This is a genomic window from Actinoplanes sp. NPDC000266 (genome assembly GCF_042899005.1).
GTDB lineage: Bacteria > Actinomycetota > Actinomycetes > Mycobacteriales > Micromonosporaceae > Actinoplanes.
Genome location: NZ_JBIAZI010000010.1, coordinates 211,954 through 234,848 on the forward strand (window position 1 = coordinate 211,954; position 22,895 = coordinate 234,848).

General features: G+C 70.5%; 25 protein-coding genes. 18 read left to right on the forward strand and 7 right to left on the reverse strand.

What is annotated here, in order from left to right; genetic code table 11:
• Nucleotides 1-87: 87 nt before the first annotated feature.
• Genes ACFY36_RS36415 through ACFY36_RS36430 form a run of 4 tightly spaced genes read left to right on the forward strand, consistent with a single transcriptional unit; the run spans nucleotide 88 to nucleotide 3,522 of the window.
• Complete coding sequence (locus tag ACFY36_RS36415; protein ID WP_499750445.1) at nucleotides 88-813, forward strand: ABC transporter ATP-binding protein; 726 nt, start codon at nucleotides 88-90, stop codon at nucleotides 811-813.
• Nucleotides 810-1,580 (forward strand): ABC transporter permease, encoded by a 771-nt coding sequence (locus ACFY36_RS36420; protein WP_499750446.1) that lies wholly within the window; start codon nucleotides 810-812, stop codon nucleotides 1,578-1,580. Before ACFY36_RS36415 ends, ACFY36_RS36420 begins: the two co-directional genes overlap by 4 nt.
• A 17-nt stretch (nucleotides 1,581-1,597) precedes the next feature.
• Nucleotides 1,598-2,863, forward strand: coding sequence for a sensor histidine kinase (locus ACFY36_RS36425; protein ID WP_499750447.1), 1,266 nt, complete (start codon nucleotides 1,598-1,600; stop codon nucleotides 2,861-2,863).
• Nucleotides 2,864-2,877: 14 nt separating this feature from the next.
• Entirely contained in the window at nucleotides 2,878-3,522 is a 645-nt protein-coding gene (locus tag ACFY36_RS36430) for a response regulator (protein ID WP_499750624.1), read from the forward strand.
• Here ACFY36_RS36430 and ACFY36_RS36435 read toward each other — a convergent pair.
• Nucleotides 3,507-3,890 carry a nuclear transport factor 2 family protein gene (locus ACFY36_RS36435; protein WP_499750448.1) on the reverse strand — a complete coding sequence of 128 codons (384 nt, stop codon included), beginning with the start codon at nucleotides 3,888-3,890 and terminating at the stop codon, nucleotides 3,507-3,509. The two genes, ACFY36_RS36430 and ACFY36_RS36435, sit on opposite strands and share 16 nt — an antisense overlap.
• 88 nt (nucleotides 3,891-3,978) lie before the next feature.
• Between ACFY36_RS36435 and ACFY36_RS36440 the strand changes: the two genes are divergently transcribed.
• Nucleotides 3,979-4,737 carry a helix-turn-helix domain-containing protein gene (locus ACFY36_RS36440; protein WP_499750449.1) on the forward strand — a complete coding sequence of 253 codons (759 nt, stop codon included), beginning with the start codon at nucleotides 3,979-3,981 and terminating at the stop codon, nucleotides 4,735-4,737.
• Nucleotides 4,738-4,804: 67 nt separating this feature from the next.
• Here ACFY36_RS36440 and ACFY36_RS36445 read toward each other — a convergent pair whose 3' ends face one another.
• Both ACFY36_RS36445 and ACFY36_RS36450 read right to left on the reverse strand, forming a co-directional pair.
• Nucleotides 4,805-7,819: a hypothetical protein gene (locus tag ACFY36_RS36445; RefSeq protein ID WP_499750450.1), complete on the reverse strand. Its 3,015-nt coding sequence runs from the start codon at nucleotides 7,817-7,819 to the stop codon at nucleotides 4,805-4,807.
• Complete coding sequence (locus ACFY36_RS36450) at nucleotides 7,809-8,108, reverse strand: hypothetical protein (RefSeq protein ID WP_499750451.1); 300 nt, start codon at nucleotides 8,106-8,108, stop codon at nucleotides 7,809-7,811. The genes ACFY36_RS36445 and ACFY36_RS36450 overlap by 11 nt, the downstream gene beginning before the upstream one ends.
• Nucleotides 8,109-8,215: 107 nt before the next feature.
• Between ACFY36_RS36450 and ACFY36_RS36455 the strand changes: the two genes are divergently transcribed.
• Entirely contained in the window at nucleotides 8,216-8,869 is a 654-nt protein-coding gene (locus ACFY36_RS36455; protein ID WP_499750452.1) for a M50 family metallopeptidase, read from the forward strand.
• A gap of 97 nt (nucleotides 8,870-8,966) precedes the next feature.
• Here the strand turns inward: ACFY36_RS36455 and ACFY36_RS36460 are convergent, their stop codons facing one another.
• Both ACFY36_RS36460 and ACFY36_RS36465 read right to left on the reverse strand, forming a co-directional pair.
• Complete coding sequence (locus ACFY36_RS36460) at nucleotides 8,967-9,392, reverse strand: DUF350 domain-containing protein (protein WP_499750453.1); 426 nt, start codon at nucleotides 9,390-9,392, stop codon at nucleotides 8,967-8,969.
• 54 nt (nucleotides 9,393-9,446) lie between these two features.
• Nucleotides 9,447-10,799, reverse strand: coding sequence for a glutamine synthetase family protein (locus tag ACFY36_RS36465; RefSeq protein ID WP_498695642.1), 1,353 nt, complete (start codon nucleotides 10,797-10,799; stop codon nucleotides 9,447-9,449).
• 137 nt (nucleotides 10,800-10,936) lie between these two features.
• Here ACFY36_RS36465 and ACFY36_RS36470 point away from each other — a divergent pair, with 137 nt between their 5' ends.
• The 10 genes from ACFY36_RS36470 to ACFY36_RS36515 all read left to right on the forward strand — a co-directional run bounded on the left by ACFY36_RS36470 (nucleotide 10,937) and on the right by ACFY36_RS36515 (nucleotide 19,190).
• Nucleotides 10,937-12,721: an NAD+ synthase gene (locus ACFY36_RS36470; RefSeq protein WP_499750454.1), complete on the forward strand. Its 1,785-nt coding sequence runs from the start codon at nucleotides 10,937-10,939 to the stop codon at nucleotides 12,719-12,721.
• Between the two features lie 91 nt (nucleotides 12,722-12,812).
• On the forward strand, nucleotides 12,813-13,643 hold the full coding sequence (panB, locus tag ACFY36_RS36475; protein ID WP_498657936.1) for a 3-methyl-2-oxobutanoate hydroxymethyltransferase: 831 nt from the start codon (nucleotides 12,813-12,815) through the stop codon (nucleotides 13,641-13,643).
• Between the two features lie 68 nt (nucleotides 13,644-13,711).
• A complete protein-coding gene (locus ACFY36_RS36480) occupies nucleotides 13,712-14,074 on the forward strand; it encodes a YciI family protein (protein WP_499750455.1) in 363 nt (120 codons plus the stop codon).
• Nucleotides 14,071-15,312, forward strand: coding sequence for an RNA polymerase sigma factor (locus ACFY36_RS36485; protein WP_499750456.1), 1,242 nt, complete (start codon nucleotides 14,071-14,073; stop codon nucleotides 15,310-15,312). Before ACFY36_RS36480 ends, ACFY36_RS36485 begins: the two co-directional genes overlap by 4 nt.
• Nucleotides 15,313-15,440: 128 nt before the next feature.
• Entirely contained in the window at nucleotides 15,441-15,566 is a 126-nt protein-coding gene (locus ACFY36_RS36490; RefSeq protein ID WP_499750457.1) for a hypothetical protein, read from the forward strand.
• Between the two features lie 312 nt (nucleotides 15,567-15,878).
• Entirely contained in the window at nucleotides 15,879-16,265 is a 387-nt protein-coding gene (locus ACFY36_RS36495) for a hypothetical protein (protein WP_499750458.1), read from the forward strand.
• A gap of 37 nt (nucleotides 16,266-16,302) precedes the next feature.
• On the forward strand, nucleotides 16,303-16,821 hold the full coding sequence (locus ACFY36_RS36500; protein ID WP_499750459.1) for a GNAT family N-acetyltransferase: 519 nt from the start codon (nucleotides 16,303-16,305) through the stop codon (nucleotides 16,819-16,821).
• 71 nt (nucleotides 16,822-16,892) lie between these two features.
• Complete coding sequence (locus ACFY36_RS36505; protein ID WP_499750460.1) at nucleotides 16,893-17,507, forward strand: sensor domain-containing protein; 615 nt, start codon at nucleotides 16,893-16,895, stop codon at nucleotides 17,505-17,507.
• A 129-nt stretch (nucleotides 17,508-17,636) separates the two neighbouring features.
• Nucleotides 17,637-18,674 carry an alpha/beta fold hydrolase gene (locus ACFY36_RS36510; RefSeq protein WP_499750461.1) on the forward strand — a complete coding sequence of 346 codons (1,038 nt, stop codon included), beginning with the start codon at nucleotides 17,637-17,639 and terminating at the stop codon, nucleotides 18,672-18,674.
• Nucleotides 18,675-18,743: 69 nt separating this feature from the next.
• The gene (locus tag ACFY36_RS36515) at nucleotides 18,744-19,190 is read left to right on the forward strand and encodes a GNAT family N-acetyltransferase (protein ID WP_499750462.1); all 447 of its coding nucleotides are present in this window, start codon (nucleotides 18,744-18,746) and stop codon (nucleotides 19,188-19,190) included.
• 933 nt (nucleotides 19,191-20,123) lie between these two features.
• Here the strand turns inward: ACFY36_RS36515 and ACFY36_RS36520 are convergent.
• A complete protein-coding gene (locus ACFY36_RS36520; protein ID WP_499750625.1) occupies nucleotides 20,124-20,417 on the reverse strand; it encodes a winged helix-turn-helix transcriptional regulator in 294 nt (97 codons plus the stop codon).
• A gap of 114 nt (nucleotides 20,418-20,531) precedes the next feature.
• Here ACFY36_RS36520 and ACFY36_RS36525 point away from each other — a divergent pair, with 114 nt between their 5' ends.
• Nucleotides 20,532-20,927: a YybH family protein gene (locus ACFY36_RS36525; RefSeq protein WP_499750626.1), complete on the forward strand. Its 396-nt coding sequence runs from the start codon at nucleotides 20,532-20,534 to the stop codon at nucleotides 20,925-20,927.
• Nucleotides 20,928-20,934: 7 nt separating this feature from the next.
• Here the strand turns inward: ACFY36_RS36525 and ACFY36_RS36530 are convergent, their stop codons facing one another.
• A complete protein-coding gene (locus ACFY36_RS36530) occupies nucleotides 20,935-22,083 on the reverse strand; it encodes a low temperature requirement protein A (protein WP_499750463.1) in 1,149 nt (382 codons plus the stop codon).
• Nucleotides 22,084-22,108: 25 nt separating this feature from the next.
• Here ACFY36_RS36530 and ACFY36_RS36535 point away from each other — a divergent pair, with 25 nt between their 5' ends.
• Nucleotides 22,109-22,894, forward strand: coding sequence for a type 1 glutamine amidotransferase (locus ACFY36_RS36535; RefSeq protein WP_499750464.1), 786 nt, complete (start codon nucleotides 22,109-22,111; stop codon nucleotides 22,892-22,894).
• The last annotated feature ends 1 nt before the right edge of the window (nucleotide 22,895 follow it).

The window sequence follows — 22,895 nt, forward strand, 5'->3', positions numbered from 1 at the left end:
GGTCATTGTGGAGGGTGGAAAACCCCCGGGTGGAGTCGGGTGGTTTCCGGCTTCATCGATGCGGTGGCGGTGCCTAGCGTCGAAGAGGTGATCGAACTACGTGAGGTGAGCAAACGCTACGGCGGGCGGGTCGCCGTCGACGGGCTGAGCGTCCGGGTCGAGCCGGGGGTGGTGACCGGCTTCCTCGGGCCGAACGGGTCCGGCAAGTCGACGACGATGCGGATGATCCTGGGGCTCGACGCCCCGGATCGGGGTGAGGCTCTGGTGGGCGGTCATCCGTACACCCAATTGGACTGGCCTTTGAAGACCGTGGGGGCGCTGCTGGACGCCGGGGCCTTCCATCCGGGGCGCAGCGCGCGGGCGCATCTGGCCGCGCTGGCCGCGAGCAACGACATCGCGGGCTCGCGGGTCGAGGAGGTGCTGCGGATCGTCGGGTTGACCGGCGCGGCCGGGCGGCGGGCCGGGACGTACTCGCTCGGCATGCGGCAGCGGCTCGGCGTCGCGGTGGCGCTGCTCGGTGATCCGGCGGTCCTGCTGCTCGACGAGCCGGTCAACGGGCTCGACCCGGAGGGCATCCGCTGGATCCGGGAGCTGCTGCGCGGGCTCGCGGCCGAAGGGCGGACGGTCTTCGTGTCCAGCCACCTGATCGCCGAGATGGCGCTGACCGCGGACCGGCTGATCGTCATCGGGCGGGGCCGGCTGCTGGCCGAGACCACCGTGGCCGAGCTGGCCACGGGCGGTGACAGCCTGGAGGACGCGTTCTTCCGGCTCACGTCGCAGGTCACGGACTATCGAGGATCGGAGGCGGCATGAGCGGGTACGGAATTCGGCACGCGGCCCGGATGGAGCGGATCAAGCTGCGCAGCGTCCGGTCGACGTGGTGGCTGGCGATCGCGGCGGTGGTCTCGATGGCCGCGGCCGGCGCGGGGGTCGGGCTCGGCTATCGGTCGCACACCCCGGTCGCGACGGCCGCGCAGATCCTGAACAACAGCCTGGGCGGGGCGATCCTGGCCCAGCTGCTGCTGGGCGCGCTCGGCGTGCTGGTGATGACCGGCGAGTACGGCACCGGGATGATCCGCTCGACCCTGGCCGCCGTGCCGCGGCGGCGGACGCTGCTGGCCGCGAAGGCCGCCGTGTGCGGCGGGGTGGCGCTCGCCGTCGGGCTGGTCGCGAGCTTCGCCGGCTATCTGAGCGGGCAGCTGGCGATCCGCGGCACGGCCATTCCGTCCGCCTCCCTGAGCGACCCGTCGGTCCTGCGGCCGGTCGTGCTGACCGGCGTTTACCTGGGCGCCACGGCGCTGATCGGGGTCGGTGCGGGGACCATCATGCGGCACTCGGGGGCCGCCATCGGCACGTTGTCCGGGCTGATGTTCGTCCCGATGATCGTGATCGGGCTGTTCGGCGAGAGCGGCATCGCGGTCGGCCGCTTCGTGCCGCTGCTGATGCTGCTGAACTCGATCGCGGTGATCACGCCGACGCCGGGGCTGTTCTCCGGCGGGGTCAGCGTGCTGCTGATGTGCGGTTACGCGGCGGTGGTGATCGCGGCCGGCGGCCTGCTGCTGCGCCACCGGGACGCGTGAACGGCCACAATGGGGCGATGACGGCCCTGCGGCGAGTGGTGTTCTGCGTCGCCGGCGTGATCAGCGCGGCCGCGATCCTGGCCGTGCCGGCGGCGGTGCCGGCCCTGGCCGTGCTGATCCTCTGGGCCACCGGGGCCATGGACGAGCAGCCGGCGCCGGTGGTGGCGCCGGTGTTCCTGGTCCTGTTCCCGCTGACCCTCGTGCTCCTCGTCGCGACGGCCACCTCGTTCGGGCGCGCGACGGGAGCGGTGCATCGTGGGCTGGCCCACCGGCTGCTCGGCGAACACATCGACGCGCCGCCGCCCCGGCGGTCGAGGCGGATCTCCGACGGGCCGGGATGGCGCGCCCTCGGCTACGGCGTGCTGAAGGTGCCACTGGCCATCCCCGAGGGCTACGGCGCTTTCTGTTACGTGTTCGGCGTGGTCAATCTGAGCTATCCGTTGTGGTGGCCACTGTTCCGCAACCATCCGCCGGGCACGACCCTCGGGCCGGTGTGGGCGCTGACGCCGTTCGGCCCGATCGGCACGCGGACGTTCGCGGGGACGTTCCTGATCGCCGCCGCAGGGCTGGCCATGCTGCTGGTGGCGCCCTGGCTGACGCGGGCCGGCGTGAGCCTCGACCTGGCCGCGATGCGGCGGCTGCTCGGACCGGGCCGGCTCGCCGAGCTGAGGGTCAGCCGGGCCCGGGCCATCGACGACGCGGCCGCCATGATGCGCCGGCTGGAACGGGACCTGCACGACGGCGCCCAGATCCGGCTGGCCACCCTGGCCATGAACCTCGGCATGGCCAAGGAGAAGCTCGGCGCCGACGGGCCGCCACCCGACCTGGACCAGGCCCGTGAACTGGTGGCGCTGGCCCACCAGGGCGCCAAACAGGCCCTGGCCGACCTGCGCGACCTGGTGCGCGGCATCCATCCGCCGGTCCTCGACAACGGCCTCGGCGACGCGCTGGCCACCCTGGCCAGCGGCAGCGCCATCCCGGTCACGGTGCGCGTCGACCTGCCCGTGCGCCCGGCGCCGGCGATCGAGACCATCGCCTACTTCTGCGCGGCCGAGCTGCTGGCCAACGCGGCCAAACACAGCGGGGCGACCAGGATCGACCTGTACGCCGGCGGGGGTCTGAAGCTGACCGTGGAGGACGATGGTGCCGGCGGGGCCGACCCGGACGGCCCCGGACTGTCCGGCCTGGCCCGCCGTATCTCCGTCGTGGACGGCCGGATGAGCGTGACGAGCCCGCCCGGCGGCCCGACCCGGGTCGAGATCGAACTGCCCACACACGTATGAACGGGGACATGCCCATGCGGGTGGTGATCGCGGAGGACGCCGCGATGATGCGCGAGGGCCTGGTCCGGCTCCTGACCGACCGGGGCTTCGAGGTGTGCGCCGCGGTGGCCGACGCGGAGGCGCTGCGCGCGGCGATAGCCACCGACGTGCCCGACGTGGCCATCGTCGACATCCGCATGCCCCCGACCCACACCGACGAGGGCCTGCGCGCCGCCATCGACATCCGCCGCGACCATCCCACCGTCGGCGTGCTGGTCTTCTCCCAGTACGTCGAGACCCGCTACGCGACCCGCCTGCTGGCCGACCGCCCCACCGGCGTCGGATATCTGCTGAAGGACCGGGTCGCCGACGTGGCCGACTTCGTGGACGCCCTGACCCGCGTCGCTTCGGGCGGCACGGCCCTCGACCCGGAGGTGGTCGGCCACCTGATGCGGGCCGGCCGGGAGACCACCGGCATGGCCACCCTGACCCCACGCGAGCGCGAGGTGCTGGCCCTGATGGCCGAGGGCCGTTCCAACGCCGGCATCGCGGCCGCCCTGGTCATCACCCCCGGCGTCGTCGAGAAGCACGTCGCGAACATCTTCACCAAGCTCGGCCTGCCACCGTCCGACACCGACAACCGGCGCGTGCTGGCCGTCCTCCGTCATGTCGGCGGCTGAGCCCACCATTCGAGGTTGGCCGGAACGTGCGACAGGGGCTCGATCAGCTCCCAGCCCTCGGCGATCAGCCCGTCGGCCAGGCGCCAGATCTCGATGACGGCGATCTCGGCGCCTGTGGCGGGCAGGCGGCGCTGCGAATGGACGATGACGTGGTCGCCGTCGGCCAGCAGGTGGGTGATGGTGACGCGCATGCCCTCCAGCGGCGCCTGGGCCTTGCGGAGCGCGGCCAGCCACTCCCGCTTGGTCGAGGTGATCGAGCCGGGGCGGTGGTGGCGGAAGTCGTCGCTGAGGGCGTGGGCCACGACGTCGACGTCACCGGTCGCGACGAAGCCGGTGAGGGTGCGCTCGACGATGCTCTTGTTGGTCATGGTGGACAGTGTTTTCGCCTGGTTGCCGGCTTGTCGATGAAACGGCATTTCATGGCGTACGCCTGGAGAATGCGTACGCTCCATCGACGTGGACACGGTCGGGGAGCTCCTGCGGCAATGGCGGCAGCGCCGGGCGCTCAGCCAGCTCGACCTGGCGATCGCCGCCGACGTGTCGGCGCGGCACGTCAGCCTGGTCGAGACGGGAAAGTCGCGGCCGAGCGCCGACATGATCCTGCGCCTCGCCGAGCAGCTTCACGTGCCGCTGCGCGACCGCAACCGGCTGCTGCTCGCGGGCGGGTTCGCGCCCCGCTACCAGAGGCGCCCACTCGACGACGCGGCGCTGACAGCGGCCCGGGACGCGGTGCGGAGGGTGCTGCGCGCGCACGAGCCCTATCCGGCGCTGGTCTTCGACCGGGGCTGGAACATCGTCGAGACCAACCGGGCCGTCGACCCGTTCCTGGCCCGGGCCGACCCGGCGCTGCTGCGCCCGCCGGTCAACCTCGTGCGGCTGGCCCTGGACCCGCGCGGCTTCGCCCCCATGATCGTCAATCTGGGCGACGTCCGGGCGGTGTTCCGCACCCGCATCGGGCGCCAGCTCGCCACCGCGCCCGACCCCGAGCTGACCGCCCTCTACGAGGAGCTGCTGGCCGAGCCGGCCGGCCCCCGGGTCGACGCCGACGTCGTGATCCCGATGATCCTGCGCGTCGACGGCCGCGAGCTGCGGCTGTTCTCGACCATCACCACGTTCGGCACCCCGCTCGACATCACGCTGGACGAGGTCGCCATCGAGTCGTACTACCCGGCCGACGACCAGAGCGCCGCGTACTTCACCGAGCGGCGCGGGTAATAGATCTTCATCGCGTCAGGGGTTCGGGGTACGGAGCTTCAGCCCCGCAGAACAAGCCGCTCCGTCACTACGCGCGGGGGAAAGCGCGGCCAGGGTCGTAACCGAGCCGGCGGATGATGGCTTCGGCCTGCGCGGGCCTCAGAAGCCGTAACACCGCTGAGGCTGTTCCGATGGAGAACTTGTCGAGGACCGCGGCTGCCGTCGCGGGAGTGCTCCGATCCAGGATGGGGACCAGATCGCTGTCGGGGATGGCCCTCAGCAGCGGGGTCAGATATCCGAGCAGCATCGTGTCGCCCAGGAGCGCGTCGTCTCGCATGAGCCACTTCACGATCGTCAGCCGCTTGTCCGGGAGTAATCCGCGGAACATGAGATCGAACCAGTCGTAGCCGGGCCTGATGGCGAGGATCAGCGCGGCGACCTCCCGGGAGGGCAACTGTTCCAGCCGGATGCGGGCCAGATAGGGCGCCAGGTTGCCGATCGTGCGAGCCTCCTTGATCACGTCGCCCGGCGCCGATGGGGCCTGCTTCGGGGGCGCCGGGCGGTGCATCTGGCCGCGCACGGCGTCCGCGTCCGTGTGCCGGCCGGCCGCGTCGAGGAGGTCGGCGCCGATGGAGCGGGCGGTCAGGACCAGGCGGTCCCGGACGTCCGCGTACCGGGGCGCCCGGGCCATCTCGATCACCTCGTCCAGTGCGGCCAGGGCGGCGTCGGTCCGCGATCCGCCGTCGTGGCAGATGCGAGCGAACCTGATCTGCGCGTGCATGAGTTCGAGCCCGTGCCGTTCCGCGCTGATCCGCACGAGACGCCGGCGGATCGCGACCGTCTCGGCTTGCGCGTCGAGCGCTTCCCGCCATCGGCGCCGGCCGGCGTGGATGCTCGCCTCCACCTGGCGAGCTTGAGCCAGGTCGTCGTCGTAGAGGACGTTCACCTCGGCCAGCCGCCGGAACACCTCCACCGCGCCCGAGACGGCGAAAGCCGCCTCGTCCGTGCGGCCCAGCGATTGCAGCGTCTTCGCCCGCCCGAGAAGGGCCGCCGCGAAATCAAGCTCCAGCCCGGCGCCGGCGTTTCCGGCCACCGCCCTCAGCAGGTCCAGGGCTTCGTCGATCGCGTCCAGCGCGTCCTCGCGGCGGTCGCCGTGGCGCAGCTGATCGGCCTGCTGGACCAGCACGCGAATCAAGGTCAGCCGGTGCCGGCCGTCGACGGCGACCAGGCGCCGCAGCTGAGCGATCGCCCGGTGCCGGACGGAGAGGGAGGACGTGCCGCGGCCCTGGTGCCACAGGGCGAGGCTGAGATCGGCCAGGCAGGCGGCGACGTCCTCGGCCGACGGTGTGCATCGTGCCCGGCCGTCGGCCCACAGCCCGACCGCCTCGCCGAGCCGGTCGGCGGCCGGAGCCCAGTCCTTGGCGCGGGCGTGAGCCAGGCCGAGGCTGCGCACGGCGAACTCGAACTGGGCCGCGTGGGCGGCCCGGTCGTTGTCGATCAGCTGCCGTGCGATGGCCACCGCCTCGGTGAGCAGGGCGATGCCGTCCTTGACCCGGCCCGAGTCGAGCCTTCGCCAGCCGAGTTTCACCGCCAGGGCGATCGTGCGCACCGGATCGCCGGTATGGCCCGCCACCTCGGAGGCGAGCCGCTCGGTGATCGCCGCTATGCCCGCGTGGAGATCGGTGGTCGGCTCGGCCGGGAACGCGGACTCGATCGCCACCAGCACGTCCAGCGGCATCGTGGGGGCCGACGCGATCGCCGACAGTGCCGCCGCGCCGGCCCGGACCGCGAGTTCGGGATGCTTTCGCAGTACGGGCACGAGCTGTTCCGCCGACAGATGCGGCCACCGCCGGGCGGCCTCGATCAGGAGCGGCAAGGCGGTGCCGGCGCTCCGCGCGTCGTGGGCCAGCAGGGCGCCGAGCGCGCCACCGGCCCACGGATCGGGCCGGAATCCGCCGACCGGGTGGCCGGGGGTCTGCAACGCGACGAAGTCCTCGGCCAGCCGGTCGGGATAGAGCGGTTCCAGCACCGTGTCCGGGTCGTGCGGCGGATAACACATCGCGTGGTCGGCGAGGATCCGGCCGGCGACGTCGGCCCCTTCGGCCACGGTGACCGCCTTCAGCACCGGGACGGCCGACGCGTAGTCGAGCGACCGGGTCAGCGCGGCCACGTACACCGTCCGGCCCATCACCTGCGGGCTGGACTCGACCCGCCGGTCGTTGTCGTACATCGACTGCCAGTGGCTCCGCTCCCGCGACAGCAGATATGCCGACAACTGCCCAGGATCGGTCGGCGGCGTCTCACCGTGCGCGACGGCGAGGACGTGGGCCAGGGCCGCCATGTGCACGGTAAGGAACGAACCTTCGATCTCCGGCACGTGACCGCCGGGCTCGGCCACGGTCAATGCCCGCGCGAAGCACTCGCGCGCGACCTCGAACACCTCCCGGTAGCCGATCCGGGCCGTGTCCAGTGTCGTCAGCTCGGTGCTGTCAGCGTGCACCCCCAACGCCTCGGCGAGCCGGTAGGTGAGCGCGTCCCACCAGGCGCTGAGGGGCCGGGCCAGCAGGAGGATCCGCAGCGCCCGGCCGGCGTGCAGGCGCCGGTCCAGCAGGAGCGCCAGCAGATCGGACAGGGGCCACCGCTCGGCGTAGTCGACCACCACGAGCAGCGGCTTCACCGCGACCAGGGCGTTTCCGGCCGCCACCTCGACCGGCTGGATCACGGCGTCGCGGCTGTGCCGGGCCCGCACGGTGACCCACCCGGCGCCGTGCGAGAGCTCGGCGAACCGGTGGGCCAGCCGCGTCTTGCCCAGCCCGGCGCCGCCGTGCACCAGGCGGACCGCCATCGCGGCGCCGGCGTCACGCCAGGCGGTCAGCTCGGCCAGCTCCCGCTCCCGGCCGGTGAAGCGGACGACCCGGTTGCCCGCGTTGAGAAGCCGGCTCGGCTGCTGTCCGGACGGCATGGTGACGGCGCCGAACGACAGCTCGTCGATGAAATGGGTGCCGATCCGCTGATGCACGTGCAGGTCGCCGTTCTGGACGGCGAGCAACGTGGCGGCGTCACCGGCGATATTCACCTGCTGGGGCGCCACCTCACGTCTCATCGGGCCTCGCCGGCGCGCCAGTGTGCAGGTCGCCGTCCTGGACGTTGTACATCGTGGCGTTTCCGGAGGCCTGGTTGATCTGCACCTGACCCGCGTCCTGGCCGGAGGCGGGGCGCAGCGCGGCCCACAGCCCAGCGACACCCAGAGCGGCGGCGATGATGGCGCCGACCACGCTGGACAGTTGGTCGGCCCGGTCCAGGCCGTTGCGGGCGAGGAAGGCGATCCACCCGCCCAGGAGCAGCACACAACCGACGATCGTCATCGATGCCCACAGCCGGCGCCGCGTCATTCACCCAGTATGGCCCGTGATCGCTCGTGATCCGGACGTCGCGTCGCAGAACGGGTCGGGTGAACGGACCGTGGTGCGGTGCGGGATGGGGTCGCTAGCTTGCGGGGGTGGCGGCGGGGAATGTTGCCTGGACGGCGGCTCTGCTGGCGTGGGTGCTGGCCGTGCCGCTCTGGTTCCTGAGCCGGTTCTTCGTGGTCGTGGCCCATGAGGGCGGGCACGCCCTGCTGGCGGTTCTGCTCTTCCGGGCGGTCAAGGCCATCCGGTTCGAGCGCGGCGGTGGGGGCTCGACCGAGCCGAAAGAGGCGCTGCCGTGGCTGGTGGACATCTTTGTGACCATGGCCGGCTATCTCGGGCCCTCGTTGTTCGGGCTGGCCGGGGCCTGGATGCTGCTGCACGGGCACGTCGACGGGGTGCTGTGGGCCAGTCTGGCCTTTCTCGTGCTCATGCTGATCGCGGTGCGCGGCTTCCTCGGCTGGCTGCTCGTGCCGGGGCTGATCGTGCTGATCTGGATGATGGCGACCAAGGCCGACGGGCCGGTGCAGGCGCTCTACGCGCACGTCTGGGTGTGGCTGCTGCTGATCGGGGCCGTGCAGCGGATGCTCGTCTTCATGACGTGGCGGGACTACACCATCGAGGGCGGCGACGCCGACGTGCTGCGGCGGCGGACCCTGGTGCCCAGGGAGATCTGGGCCGTGGTCTTCCTGGCCGGCACCGTCGTCGCGCTCGTCTGGGGCGGTGGGCTGCTCCTGCGGAATGCTTGAAGCTTTCGTTGCAGGACAGCCCGGCAGCCGCGGCAGAGAGGCCGGGACGCGCGGACCCGGGCCCGTCGAAGCGGGCTCGGGTCCAGGATGCGTACCTCTAAGAGATGCAGGCGCAGACGATCAAAGCCGCACCAAAGTGCGAAGCGGCGCTGACCAGGGCGCCGCCGTGGCGCTCGGGGGTGCAGATGACCTCGCCGAGCTTGCCGGGAGTCATCCAGTCGAGGACCAGGAAGGCCAGGCCCATGATGCCGATGCCGATGATGCCGAACAGCACCGTCGAGGCCAGGCCCTGGCCGAAGTCCTCATAGCTGGTGAAGATCGCCGTGGTGACGATGGCGGCGATGCCGAGCTGGTTCGCCGCCAGCAGCAGCGAGGCGTTCGGGTTGCGCTCCACGAAGATCAGGTCGCGCAGTTTGCCCGGAGTGAGTACGTCGATGAGCAGATAGCCGACGGCCATGAGGCCGATGCCGACGATACCGAAAACGATGCTGCGGCCAGCACCTTCAAGCAGATCCTCGAGCACGGCCTCTCCTTCACGTGATGTCAGGAGAGACCGTACAAGAAGGCGTCTACATAACTACAGCGCGCCCAGGTAACGCTGCCGCTCGTAGGGGGTGACCTCGCGGCGGTACTGCTCCCACTCGGCCCGCTTGTTGCGCAGGAAGAAGTCGTAGACGTGCTCGCCGAGGACCTCGGCGATCAACTCGGACTTCTCCATCACGTCGATGGCCTCGGACAGGTTTTCCGGCAGCGCCTCGTATCCGGCGGCCTTGCGCTCGGCCGGCGACAGCGACCAGACGTCGTCCTCGGCGCCCGGGGGCAGCTCGTAGCCCTCCTCGATGCCCTTGAGGCCGGCGCCCAGCATGACGGCGAAGGCCAGGTAGGGGTTCGTGGCCGAGTCGATCGAGCGGACCTCGACGCGGGCCGAGCTGGGCTTGCCGAACGCGGGCACCCGGACCAGGGCCGAGCGGTTGAGGTGGCCCCAGCTGACGAAGGCGGGGGACTCGGTGATCGCGTTGGGCAGCTGGAGCGGGAAGAGCCGCTTGTACGAGTTCACCCACTGGTTGGTGACCGCGGTGTACTCACGGGCGTGCACCAGCAGGCCGGCGATGAACGAGCGGGCCGTCTTGGACAGCTTCATCGGGTCGTCGGCGTCGTAGAAGGCGTTGCGCTCGCCCTCCATCAGCGACAGGTGGGTGTGCATGCCGCTGCCGGGCTGGTCGGTGTACGGCTTCGGCATGAAGGTGGCCCGCACGCCCTGCGACAGCGCCACCTCCTTGACCACGTGGCGGAACGTCATGATGTTGTCGGCCGTGGTCAGCGCGTCGGCGTAGCGCAGGTCGATCTCCTGCTGGCCGGGCGCGACCTCGTGGTGGCTGAACTCGACCGAGATGCCGATGCGCTCCAGGGCCAGCACGGCCTGCCGGCGGAAGTCGCGGGCGATCGAGTGGGTGGTGTGGTCGAAGTAGCCGCCCGAGTCGACCGGGATGGGCAGCGAGCCGTCGAGCGGGCCGTCCTGCACCAGGAAGAACTCGACCTCGGGGTGGGTGTAGAAGGTGAAGCCCTTCTCGGCCGCCTTGGCCAGGCCCCGGCGCAGCACGTGGCGCGGGTCGGCCCAGGCCGCGCTGCCGTCGGGCAGCAGGATGTCGCAGAACATGCGGGCGGACTCGCCGCTGGCGCCGCCCTCGAAGGGGAAGACCTGGAAGGTCGTCGGGTCGGGCATGGCCACCATGTCCGACTCGTAGACCCGGGCGAAGCCCTCGATGGCCGAGCCGTCGATGCCCATGCCCTCCTCGAAGGCGGACTCGAGCTCGGCCGGGGCGACGGACACACTCTTCAAGGTGCCCAGCACGTCGGTGAACCAGAGCCGGACAAAACGGATGTCGCGCTCCTCGAGAGTGCGAAGCACGAACTCCTGCTGTCGGTCCAACGTTCACTCCATCGTCCGTGGTGGCCTAGCAGGCCAGTCTTCCCTGGTCCGGTTACGCCGACATTACGCTGACCGGGGGCTGTGAGGATGTCCCGGGTGGCGATAGGCGTGCGGCGTCTTGGGGAAGAATAAGGGTCATGCCCACGCTGCGGATCGCCCTGGCCCAGGTCAACTCCACGGTTGGCGACATTGCCGGAAATGCCGCTTCTGTGCGGTCGTGGACCCGGCGCGCCGCGGACGAGGGGGCGCAGCTGGTCGCCTTCCCCGAGATGATGCTGACCGGCTATCCCATCGAGGACCTGGTCTTCCGCAACTCGTTCGTCGACGCGTCACGCTCGGCCCTGTCCGCCCTCGCCGGTGATCTCGCCGCCGACGGCCTGGGAGATATGGCGGTCGTTGTCGGATATGTCGACTCGGACGGGCCGCCGCACACCAGCGCCGACGCGGTCCCCGGACGGGGCCGGCGGGACGCCTCGGCCCTGCTGCTGGGTGGCGAGGTCGTGGCCACGTACTACAAGCACCACCTGCCCAACTACGGCGTCTTCGACGAGGACCGCTACTTCGAGCCGGGCACGTCACTGACCGTGGTGCGCCTGGGCGGGGTCGATGTCGCACTCACCGTCTGTGAGGACATCTGGCAGGCCGGGGGGCCGTTCACGGCGGCCCGGGAGGCCGGCGTGGGGCTGGTGGTCAACATCAACGCCTCGCCGTACGAGCTGAACAAGGACGACGTGCGGCTGCCGCTGGTCAAGCGGCGGGCGGCCGAGGCCGGGGCCACGGTCGCGTACGTGAACATGGTCGGCGGGCAGGACGAGCTCGTCTTCGACGGTGATTCGCTGATCGTGACCGCCGGCGGGGAACTGCTGGCCCGGGCCGGGCAGTTCTCGTCGCAGCTCCTGGTGCACGATTTGTCCCTGCCGGCGGCGGATCCCACGCCGAACGTTTGCGGTAAAACCGATGAAACGGACGTTCCGCCCGGCGAACAGCACATCGATGACGACATGGTGATCAACCGGGTGGGCGCTTTGGGTGATCTGCGGCCGCACCCGGGCGACAAGCGGGACGGCGGGATCGCCGAGCGCGTGGTCGACGAAGAGGAGATCTGGTCGGCCCTGGTGCTCGGCCTGCGCGACTACGTCGACAAGAACGGGTTCCGCTCGGTGGCGCTCGGCCTGTCCGGCGGCATCGACTCGGCCGTGGTGGCCGCCATCGCCGTCGACGCGCTGGGCGCCGACCGCGTCACCGGCGTCTCGATGCCCAGCGGATACTCCTCCGAGCACTCCAAGGACGACGCCGCCGACCTGGCCAAGCGCACAGGCCTCGACTACCGCACCGAGCCCATCCAGCCGATGGTCGACGCGTTCCTGGCCAACATGTCGCTCTCCGGCCTGGCCGTGGAGAACCTCCAGGCCCGCGTCCGCGGTGTCATCCTGATGGCGCTGTCGAACCAGGACGGGCACCTCGTGCTCACCACGGGTAACAAGAGTGAGCTTGCTGTCGGTTACTCCACGCTCTACGGCGACTCGGTCGGCGGCTTCAATCCGCTCAAGGACGTGCCGAAGACGATGGTGTGGAAGCTGGCCCGCTGGCGCAACACGCGGCCGGGCACGCCGCCCATCCCGGACAGCTCGATCACCAAGCCGCCGAGCGCCGAGCTGCGGCCGGACCAGAAGGACTCCGACTCGCTGCCCGACTACGAGTTGCTCGATCCGATCCTGGCCGGCTACGTCGACCACGACATGGGCCGCGACGACCTCATCGCCGCCGGGCACGACCAGGCCCTGGTCGACCGGGTCCTGCGCCTGGTCGACCTGGCGGAGTACAAGCGGCGCCAGTCCGCTCCCGGCACCAAGATCTCGGGCAAGGCGTTCGGCCGCGACCGCCGCCTGCCGATCACCAACAGGTTCCGCGAAGGGCTGTGACAACCTCCACTGCCGCGCGGGCGCGCCAGGTGCGACGATTCGAACGTACCCGGGGACCGCATCACGGCGGCCTCGAGGGAAGGAGTCGGAAATGTCGGAAATTCCCACGCTGTACGGGGGGCCGGCCACTCGCCGGGTCCGGACCCGCGACCTCCAGGCCGCCAAGGCCAGGGGCGACCGCTGGCCCATGCTGACCTCGTACGACCAGTACACCGCCGCGATCTTCGACCAGAACGGCGTACCCGTCCTGCTCGTCGGCGACTCGGCCGCCAACAACGTCTACGGCTACGAGACCACCCTGCCGGTCACCGTCGACGAGCTGCTCCCGCTGGTCCGCGCCGTCGTCCGCGCCACCACCACCGCGCTGATCGTCGCCGACCTGCCCTTCGGCAGCTACGAGGAGGGCCCGACCCAGGCCCTGCGCACCGCCGTCCGCTTCATGAAGGAGGGCGGCGCCCACGCCGTCAAGCTCGAGGGCGGCCGCCGCGTCGCCGCCCAGATCGAGGCCCTGACCGGCGCCGGCATCCCGGTCATGGGCCACGTCGGCTTCACTCCGCAGAGCGAGCACACGCTCGGCGGCTATCGCGTGCAGGGCCGCGACGACTCGGCCGCCCAGGTGGTGGCCGACGCTCGCGCGGTGGCCGACGCGGGCGCCTTCGCCGTCGTGCTCGAGATGGTTCCGGGCGAGGTCGCCAAGACCATCACCAAGGAGCTCGACATCCCGACCGTGGGCATCGGCGCCGGCCCCGACACCGACGCCCAGGTGCTCGTCTGGCAGGACATGGTCGGTCTGCGTACCGGCAAGGCGCCGCGCTTCGTCAAGAAATACGCCGACATGTCGGGCATCTTGGCCGAGGCCACGCGCCAATACGCGGCGGAGGTCCGAGGCGGCGAATTCCCTTCGACCGAACACACCTTCTGACTCAGTGTCCTTCTTGGGCCGGGCCGTTCGTGGAACTAGTGTCCGGCCTGAACCGAGAGGGAGCGACCATGACCGAGTACCTGATCACCTTCAATGACGAGTGGGTGCAGGAGCACACCTCCGACGAACTGGCCGGCAAGGCCAAGGCGGCGCGGGTCGTGCTCGACGAGATGCGCGACCAGGGCGTTCTGATCTTCACCAACGGCGGGCTCGACCGGTCCACCGCGGTGTGCAGTGTCGAGGCGGTCGACGGGAAGCCGGTCTTCACCGACGGCCCGTACGTCGAGACGAAGGAGCACCTGGGCGGCTTCTGTGCCGTGGAGGTCCCCGACGACGAGACGGCCCGCTACTGGGCCGGCCGGCTCACCGTGGCGCTCGACTGGCCGCAGGAGGTGCACCGGTTCCGGGGCCCGGGCGTCACCGCGAAGTGATCGACGCCGAGCAGGCGATCATCCGTGCCCACCACGAGGAGTGGGCGCGGGTGGTCGCCGGCCTGGCCCGCCGCTTCGGCGACCTCGACCTGGCCGAGGAGTCGGCCGCCGACGCCTTCGCCGCCGCGGCCGAGCGGTGGCCGCGTGACGGCGTACCCCCTAATCCTGGGGGTTGGCTCGTCACCACCGCCACCCGCAAGGCGATCGACTGGCTCCGTCGCGAGTCGCAACGCGACGCCAAGCACGAGGCGGCCCGGATCATGCACCCCTTCGCCGAGCCGGCCGGGCCGATCGAGGACGACCGGCTCCGGCTGGTGTTCACCTGCTGCCATCCCGCGCTGGCCATGGAGGCCCGGGTGGCGCTGACCCTGCGCCTGCTCGGCGGCCTCACCGTGGCCGAGATCGCCCGCGCCTTCCTGGTGCCGGAGGCGACCATGGCGAAACGTCTCACCCGGGCCAAGACGAAGATCAAGGCGGCCCGCATCCCGTACCGGGTGCCGTCAGCGGCCGACATCCGCGACCGGCTGGCCGGCGTCCTGGCCGTGGTCTACCTGGTCTTCAACGAGGGCTACCTGGCCGGCGACGGCGACGATCCGATCCGCGCCGACCTCACCGACGAGGCGATCCGCCTGGGCCGGCTGCTGCGGAGTCTCCTGCCCGGCCGGGGCGAGGTGACCGGCCTGCTGGCCCTGATGCTGTTCATCGACGCCCGGCGCCCGGCCCGGATCTCCGCCACCGGCGAGCTGGTGACCCTGACCGAGCAGGACCGCGCCGCCTGGAACGGCGACCTCGTCGCCGAGGCCCAGGCCCTGATTCGCGAACGGATCGCGGCGGTCGCGGCCGGCGGCGACCCACCGGGCCGCTACCAGGTGCTGGCCGCGATCAACGCGGTCCACATGGAAACCGGGGGCACCGACTGGCCGGCGATCGTCGCCCTCTACGGCACCCTGGCCCGGCTCGACCCGTCACCGATCGTCCACCTCAACCGGGCGGTGGCGCTGTCCGAGGTGGACGGCCCGGCCGCCGGCCTGACCGAGATCGACCGCCTGGCCGGGCCGCTCGACGGCTACCACGCCTTCCACGCGGCCCGCGCCGACCTGCTCCGGCGCCTGGGCCGCGGCGGGGAGGCCCACGCCGCGTACGGCCGAGCCCTGGCCCTGACCGGCAACTCAGCCGAGCGGGCCTATCTCGGCCGCCGCCGCGATCAGCTCGATGTCGCTTCCCCAGCTGTCGATTAGGTCGCCGTGCCCTCCGCGACGGGCCAGATCGATCACCGCCGGGAACAGGCGCAGCGCGGTGTCGCCGCCCGAACAGCGCGAACACGGTACCGTCCCGGCGGCTCTTGGCACACCGACAAAGCTGATTGATGTACGAGTCCAGGTGGTCCCCGGCCATCGCCGGCGCCTCCTCGGCGGACAGCGTGGCCTTCCGCTCGACCAGCTCGGCGATGCCCCTGTCGAGGCGGTCGAGCAGCGCTTTCGCGCCCCGGTAGGAGTACCGGTTCCAGTGCGGCGAGAGGTTGGCGAGCGCCGCCACGGTCCCGACCACCTCGTCCAGCACGCTGGTGCGGGTGTCGTGTCGCCACGGTTGTTCCTGCTCGGCCACGACGATCGTCACGTCGTAGTCGGACCGGGCCGTCTCCACGCCCGGGCCCGCGACCCGGTGAGGATCACGCCGCGCACGTTGGGGTCCGAGGCCGCCCGCTCGAGCACCTGATCGAGGACGTCCACGCGCTGATTGGTACCAGACCGCGTCAGACGCCCCGCGGGTCACCAGGATCGACCACCGCTGATCGCCGTCGGGCGTGACCGAGAGCTTCACCGTGCCCCGGGGCATCGCCTCGTCCCGGCCGCGGTTCACCTCCGTCCCGCCGCAGCCCGTCGTGATCGAGGCCGACTTCCCGTACTCGACGGTCACGGAGCCGCCGCCGGCGCAGGTGACGACCACATCGAGCGCGCCGGTGTCCGTCGCGGCGCCGACGGTGGCCTGCCAGGGCCCGATCTGGTCCTCACGGCGAACGAGGGCGCGCCCACCCGGATCGCCGAGCGCCGCCGGCGCCGATGCCGAGTGGGCCGGCGCCGAGCCGGCCGACGGCGACGGCGCCGTGGTCGGGGCCGCGATCGGAGCCGGCTCGCCGGTGCACGCCCTCACCGACAAAAGCCCCAGAACTACCATGGCGAAGGCGCGGTGAGGTCGATGCACGCCAAGATCAACGGAAGGGCGGACATATGGTCACGCTGGAGACCGAGCGGCTGGTTCTGCGCGAATGGCGGGATGAGGATCTCGACGCGCTCGCCGCCATGAACGCCGATCCTGAGGTGATGCGCTACATCCTCGACGGGGCCGTGCTCGACCGGGAACAGAGCGCGGAGCGGCTGCGGCGGATGCGGGAGGTCTGGGCGCGGCACGGGTTCGGGCTTTTCGCGGTCGAGGGGCGGGACGAAGGCGTACTCCTGGGGTGGGCCGGCCTTTCCGTTCCTGAGTTCCTGCCCGAGGTCATGCCGGCCGTGGAGATCGGGTGGCGGCTGGCGCGGCCGCACTGGGGCAAGGGCTACGCGACCGAGGCGGCGGCCGAGGCTTTGCGGTTCGGCTTCGAGGATCGTGGGCTCGAGCGGGTCGTCAGCATTCGCCACGTCGGCAATGGACGGTCGGGGCGGGTCATGGAGAAGCTCGGGCTGCGGCACGAGTTCGACACTGTCGTGCCGGGGCACGGGCAGCCCGTCGCGGTTCACGCCCGGGACAGGTAGGGCTGGCACCACCATCGATCGGCCAGCTCACCGGATCGGTTGTGGGCAGCCTGCTGCCTAGCGTCATTGCCATGACGACGACACAGCTCGAAGCCCCGGTCATGGCCGTCCGCCCGTTCGCGCGGGTCGGCGCCGACACCCGTTACGTCCTCACCGGATTTCCGGTCGGGATCGCCGCCCTCACCGTCGGCGTGACCGCTTTCTCGCTCGGTCTCGGCCTCGCGGCGGTCTGGATCGGCGTGCCCATTCTCGTCGCCGCGCTGTTCGCGGCCCGCGGCTTCGCCGCCGTGGAGCGCCGCCGCATCGGCGCGGTTCTGGGTCAAAGGATCCAGGACCCGGTTTACCGTACGGGCTCGGCCCGGCACCGCCTGGCCGACCCGCAGGCGTGGCGCGACCTGGCACACGCCCTGATCCGCTTCATCCCGAACACGATCGGGTTCTCCTTCGTGGTGGCCTGGTGGTCGGGCCTGCTCGGCGGCCTCACCTGGTCGGCGTGGGGCTGGGCGCTGCCGGACGGCCCGGACGACCATGGCGTGCCGCACTGGCTGGGGCTCGGGGAGGCGTACAGCACCTCGGTCGTCTTCTATCTCGTCACCGCCCTGGCCTTCGCCGTCACCCTGCCGCTGGTGGTCCGCGCGGCCGCCCGTCTCGAGGCCCGCTTCGCCCAGGCCTTGCTGGCTCAGTAAACGGTGTGCTTGGTCACCTGGGGCCCGTGCCGGGGCCCGGACCAGGGAGTTTCCCTGGGTTGGCTGGAGTGGGCGGCATGTGAACGTGAGTTGCGCGTCCACAGTCGATCTCGCCAGGAGGCTCCTTCCATGGTCACCAACAACCCCCGACGTCAATTCCTGCAAGCGGCCGGCTCGGCCGCGCTGGCCGCGGGTGTCGCCCCGCTCGTCATGGGCGGCGCCGCCGAAGCGGCGGCCCCGGTCACCAGCAGCAGCACCCGGGCCGGGCACTTCGGCCCGGTGCGGCAGATCGACGCCGGCGTCCTCAACCAGGGCTACGTCGAGCTCGGCCCGGCCAAGGGCACCCCGGTCGTCCTGATGCACGGTTTCCCGTACGACATCCACAGCTATGTCGACGTGGCGCCGCTGCTCGCCGCGCGCGGCTACCGGGTGATCGTTCCCTACTTCCGCGGCCACGGCAGCACCACGTTCCGGTCCGCGTCGACGCCGCGCAACGTCGACCAGGCCGCGTTCGCCCTGGACATCCTCGCGCTGATGGACAAGCTGAAGATCCGTCGCGCGGTGCTGGCCGGCTACGACTGGGGTTCGCGGACCGCCGACATCATCGCCGCCCTGTGGCCGGAGCGGGTCAAGGCTCTCGTCTCGGTGACCGGATATCTGATCACCAACCTGGAGGCGAACCTGTCCCCGCTCGAGCCGGCGGCCGAGAACGACTGGTGGTACCAGTACTACTTCGCCACCGAGCGCGGCGTGAAGGGCCTGACCAAGTACACGTCGGAGATGGGCCAGTTCATCTGGAAGTTCAACTCGCCGACGTGGAAGTTCTCGCAGGCCGTCTACGACCGGACGGCCGCCGCGTTCAAGAACCCGGACTACGTGCCGATCGTCATCGGCAACTACCGGTGGCGGCAGAGCCTGGCCCCGGCCGAGCCCGAGTATGCCGCGATCGAGAAGAAGCTCCAGGTGCTGCCCCCGCCGCCGATCTCCGTACCGACCATCACGATCGACGGCAAGTACGACCCGTTCACGCCGGAGGGCAACGGCAGCTCGTACCGGACGCACTTCACCGGCAAGTACCGGCACCGCACATTCAACGTCGGTCACAACGTCCCGCAGGAGGCCCCGCGCGAGTTCGCGCAGGCCGTGGTGGACGCCGACCGCCTGTAGAGCCACATTGGGGGGAGGGTGGCCGCCCGGCGGGGCACACGCCGGGCGGCCATCGGCAACAATGTCCCGATGCCCATCGATCTTGAAGTTGAGCTGACGCCGGTAACCGCCGGAAACTGGCGCGACTGCGCAACCCTGACGGTGCACCCCGACCAGCAGCGCTTCGTCAACGCCGTCACGTACTACCTGTGCCTGTGCAACTACGGCAACTTGTGGAACCCGTTGGCCATCACCCGCGACGGCGAGGTGGTGGGCTTCGCCATGTGGGCAAAGGACGACGACGGCAGCGCCTGGATCGGCGGCCTGGTCATCGGTTCACAGCACCAGCGCCAGGGCATCGGCCACGCGGCCGTACGAAAGCTCCGCGAGCAGTTGATCGCCGAGCCGGGCACCCCGAACGTGGCCCTGAGCTACGAGGCCGACAACACCGCGGCCCGGCACCTTTACCGCACCCTGGGCTTCCACGAGACCGGCGAAACCGAGGACACGGAGCTCGTGGCCCGCTGGACCCCCTGACCCGGACAGTGCGTGGGCCGGTAACGGCAATGCCTCGAGGGTCGTGACCCGGGTCGATGTTCGGCTACTGAGACAAGATGCTGGTGTACGCGGGAGCAGTGGTCAGAGCACTCGTCGTCTTTCCGCCAGAACGCAGCGTGCGCCTGGCCCATGGCCGAGCGGATCGCGGCAGATGAGTGCAGACCTTGCCTGCATCCGACACTCTTACATAGTGGACGACTCCAACGAGAGTGCTGTAACTGCGCCGAAAGAGCGGTGCCCAAACTGTGGCACTCTGACGAACCAAGAAACCTGTCCCTGCTGCCAAAGATACATGTGGCCCTGTGATGATCTAGTCGACGACCCTCGGCCTCATTCAGGAGCTGCCCTGTGGGAGTCGGCTGCGGTATGGATCGCCGGGTCGATCGGCTCTGGCGTACTCGGCAATGCCGCATACGACGGCCTTCGTCAGTTGGTTGCGAAGATCCGTCGCGGAGGACCTCGGAAGCGGGACGACGCTGTTCTGCTTGCGACCCTTGCGGTGATCATTCGTTGCAAGCAGTCCGGAGAGACACCGCCGGCACAAGAGGACCTGAAAGTGCAGGACATTACCCAATATGTTCGGGGACTCTGGAAAATCACACTTTATGACGGGCGCAACACATTCTTGGCGACCGTCCCCTCAGGAGACCTGGCGAACATAAGCGTCACCGTTTCGAGGCCGATCACGATCAGCCCGCCTGCATCATTTTTGGCAGAAATCGACCCGGACGACATAATATAGGACAGGCAAGTTCGACTTGAATTAATGGAGTCGGTCGATACGCACTTAAGAGGCGTGAGCGGCACAATCTCATCGGCATGAGCGCGCAATCAGCGCTTACGGTTTCGCGGCGGTCTCGGTGGTCGACCGCGCACGGGGCGGTGGCATGAGCGGATGGCCCCTTGGCGCCCTCAGGAAGCGGGCTGCCGCAGGCGAAGCCCCGTACGGTACAGCTCGATGAGCAGCGGGCGCAGCTGGTGCCCGGAGTGGGTGAGCGAGTAGGTGACGCGGCTCGGGAAGCCGGTGGTGGACCGGCGCTCGACGAGGTGCTGCGAGCGGAGACGGCGGAGCCGCTCGTCCAGCACCTTGTCGCTGAGCTGCGGGAGTGCGGTGCTGAGGTCACTGAACGACAGCGGGCCGTGCATCAGTTCGCGTAACACCAGGGTGGTCCAGCGTCCGCTGATCGCGGCTAGGGCCACCTCCACGGGGCATTCCGCGTCGGGACGGTCGGTGCGGCCGGCGTCGTCGGGGACCAGGTCGCCGTCCCATCGGCGGCTCACCGTTTGGTGAGCCACGATGCCGTCCTCTTGGCTGTGGTCATGGCTGGACATGATGACATCGTGGCTCGGACCGCCGATGCGGCGCACCATCCGGCGGCCTTCGCCGCGGCGTTCGGCAGCGGCGATCCGGTTGCCGTCGAGGCGATGTACGAGCAGGGTGCGATTCTCGTGCCGGAGCCGGGTTCACCGGTGACCGGGGCGCACCGGGTCGCCGCGAACGAGCGGTTTCTGGCGCTGGGGCTGCCGATGCGGGTGCGTCCCCGGCACGTCTATGTCGTCGAGGACATCGCTTTGATGATCGTTGACTGGACGATCGAGGGCGCCGGACCGGATGGCGAACCCGTACGCATCGAGGGCACGGCCACCGATGTCGCCCGGCGCGGTGCGGACGGGACCTGGCGGTATGTGATCGACAACCCGTTCGGTGTGGCGTGAACGGGTGTCAGTCGTCGGCGGGGGTGCGGCCGAAGTCGCCTATGGCTGTGGAATGGGTTCGGCGCACCTCGGGGAGGTCTTCGATGATGGCGGCGGCGACCATGATGAGGACCACCGCTATCAGCTGGGCCAGGGCCAACGTGTGGCCCAGCGGGATAGTGGCCAGCGCGACCGCCGCCGCGGCCAGGCGGTGGTAGACGCCCCGCAGGCGTAGCAGGGCCAGGAAAGCGGCGTGGCCCACCAGATAGAGCGCCACCCCTCCGCCGAGGGCCAGGGCCGGGCCCCAGCCCAGGCCGTCGGAGGCGTGGCCGACCGTCTTCTTGACGCCGACCGCTGTCACCACGATGCCCAGCACCATCGGGTAGTGGGCGAAGCCCCAGCCGTTCAGGGCCAGCCTCGCCCGCCGCAGCGGGTCGGTCGTGGCCGCCAGGACTCGTTCGGCCCGGGAGTCGTCGCCGGCGAAGTAGAACCACCACAGGTAGTACGCCACGCAGAGGCCCAGCACCGCCACCAGGACCTCGCCCAGGCCCAGGTCGACGCCGTGGAAGCCGAGGCCGATGGACAGGATCGACTCGCCGATGGCCACGATGACCACCAGGCCGTGGCGTTCGACGAAGTGGCCGGCGGCGATCGGGAGGCGGTCGAGCCGGCGGAGGTAGCCGGTGCCGATCTGCACCAGCGGCGCGGCTATCCACAGGATGTGCCGCCACGGCTCCGGCGCCAGGCCGCCGCCCAGCACCAGCAGCGCCGACACGATGTTCAGTGGGGCCAGCAGCCGCATCGCGGGGCGGGTGGCCGGGCCCGTCGTGAGGAACAGCGCCGAGTGCACCAGGTTCACCACCAGGTACGCCACGCCGAACAGCCAGCCGTATCGGCCGAACGCCTCGGGGATGGCCAGCGCCATCACCAGGAAGCCGGCCATGCCGGTCAGCAGCAGCGTGCGTCTTGTCGTGCTGCTCGGCGCCACCGCGTTCGTCAGCCAGGCGTATCCGGAGTACATCCACCAGACCACGAACAGGATCAGCATGATGTCGCCGAACGTGGCCAGGCTGAGGTGGTCGGAGAGCGTCTCCGAGAGCTGGATGACCGTGAACACGAAGACCAGGTCGAAGAAGAGTTCCAGCGTCGAGACTCGTACACGCTGCGGCGCTGTCATGGGTGAACACGTTAGCCTCGTGGACGTGGCGACCGCACTTGTCATCGAGAACGATCCGAGCGACGACCCGCGCCGGCTGGGGGAGTGGCTGACCGAGGCCGGCCTGGAGCTGACCGTGCTGCGCCCGCATGCCGGGGACGAGCTGCCGGCCGACCTGGACGGCTTCCTGGCGCTGATCGTGCTGGGGGGCGACCAGAACGCGTACTCCGACGCCGAAGGCTCCCCCGGAGCGCCCTGGTTCCCGGCGCTCGAAGGGCTGCTGCGCAAGGCCGTACGTCACCGGGTGCCCACCCTCGGCGTCTGCCTCGGTGGCCAGCTGCTCGCCTCCGCGCACGGCGGACTGGTCGAGCGCAGCACCTCCGGCCCCGAGATCGGGCCCGGCCTGGTCGGCAAGCGTGACGCGGCCGACACCGATCCGCTGTTCAAGTGGGTGCCGCTGCTGCCCGACGTGATCCAGTGGCACCGCGACGAGATCACCGAGCTGCCGCTCAAGGCCGTCCTGCTCGCCGCCTCCAGCCGCTACCCGCATCAGGCGTTCCGCCTCGGCGACCGGGCCTGGGGCGTGCAGTTCCACATCGAGTGCGACGCCGTGATGATCGAGCAGTGGGCCGCGAGCGACCGCGAGAGCATCGACGAGCTGGGCTACGACGCCGAAGCGGTCGTGTACGCCACGGCCCAGATCCTGGCCGACGTCGAGGAGGTGTGGCAGCCGTTCGCGGCCCGGTTCGCCTCGCTCGCGCTGGGCACGCTGCCCGACGCCGACATACCGAACCCCGGCACCGGCCGCACGCTCCCGCTGCTGGGGCAGTAAG

Bases quoted from the DNA above. Each gene is read 5' to 3' on its own strand.
- ACFY36_RS36420 (WP_499750446.1), top strand. From the start codon at position 810: ATGAGCGGGTACGGAATTCGGCACGCGGCCCGGATGGAGCGGATCAAG.
- ACFY36_RS36425 (WP_499750447.1), top strand. From the start codon at position 1,598: ATGACGGCCCTGCGGCGAGTGGTGTTCTGCGTCGCCGGCGTGATCAGC.
- ACFY36_RS36430 (WP_499750624.1), top strand. From the start codon at position 2,878: ATGCGGGTGGTGATCGCGGAGGACGCCGCGATGATGCGCGAGGGCCTG.
- ACFY36_RS36435 (WP_499750448.1), bottom strand. From the start codon at position 3,890: ATGACCAACAAGAGCATCGTCGAGCGCACCCTCACCGGCTTCGTCGCG.
- ACFY36_RS36445 (WP_499750450.1), bottom strand. From the start codon at position 7,819: ATGAGACGTGAGGTGGCGCCCCAGCAGGTGAATATCGCCGGTGACGCC.
- ACFY36_RS36450 (WP_499750451.1), bottom strand. From the start codon at position 8,108: ATGACGCGGCGCCGGCTGTGGGCATCGATGACGATCGTCGGTTGTGTG.
- ACFY36_RS36470 (WP_499750454.1), top strand. From the start codon at position 10,937: ATGCCCACGCTGCGGATCGCCCTGGCCCAGGTCAACTCCACGGTTGGC.
- panB (WP_498657936.1), top strand. From the start codon at position 12,813: ATGTCGGAAATTCCCACGCTGTACGGGGGGCCGGCCACTCGCCGGGTC.
- ACFY36_RS36480 (WP_499750455.1), top strand. From the start codon at position 13,712: ATGACCGAGTACCTGATCACCTTCAATGACGAGTGGGTGCAGGAGCAC.
- ACFY36_RS36490 (WP_499750457.1), top strand. From the start codon at position 15,441: ATGTACGAGTCCAGGTGGTCCCCGGCCATCGCCGGCGCCTCCTCGGCG.
- ACFY36_RS36500 (WP_499750459.1), top strand. From the start codon at position 16,303: ATGGTCACGCTGGAGACCGAGCGGCTGGTTCTGCGCGAATGGCGGGAT.
- ACFY36_RS36505 (WP_499750460.1), top strand. From the start codon at position 16,893: ATGACGACGACACAGCTCGAAGCCCCGGTCATGGCCGTCCGCCCGTTC.
- ACFY36_RS36510 (WP_499750461.1), top strand. From the start codon at position 17,637: ATGGTCACCAACAACCCCCGACGTCAATTCCTGCAAGCGGCCGGCTCG.
- ACFY36_RS36515 (WP_499750462.1), top strand. From the start codon at position 18,744: ATGCCCATCGATCTTGAAGTTGAGCTGACGCCGGTAACCGCCGGAAAC.
- ACFY36_RS36525 (WP_499750626.1), top strand. From the start codon at position 20,532: ATGGCTGGACATGATGACATCGTGGCTCGGACCGCCGATGCGGCGCAC.
- ACFY36_RS36530 (WP_499750463.1), bottom strand. From the start codon at position 22,083: ATGACAGCGCCGCAGCGTGTACGAGTCTCGACGCTGGAACTCTTCTTC.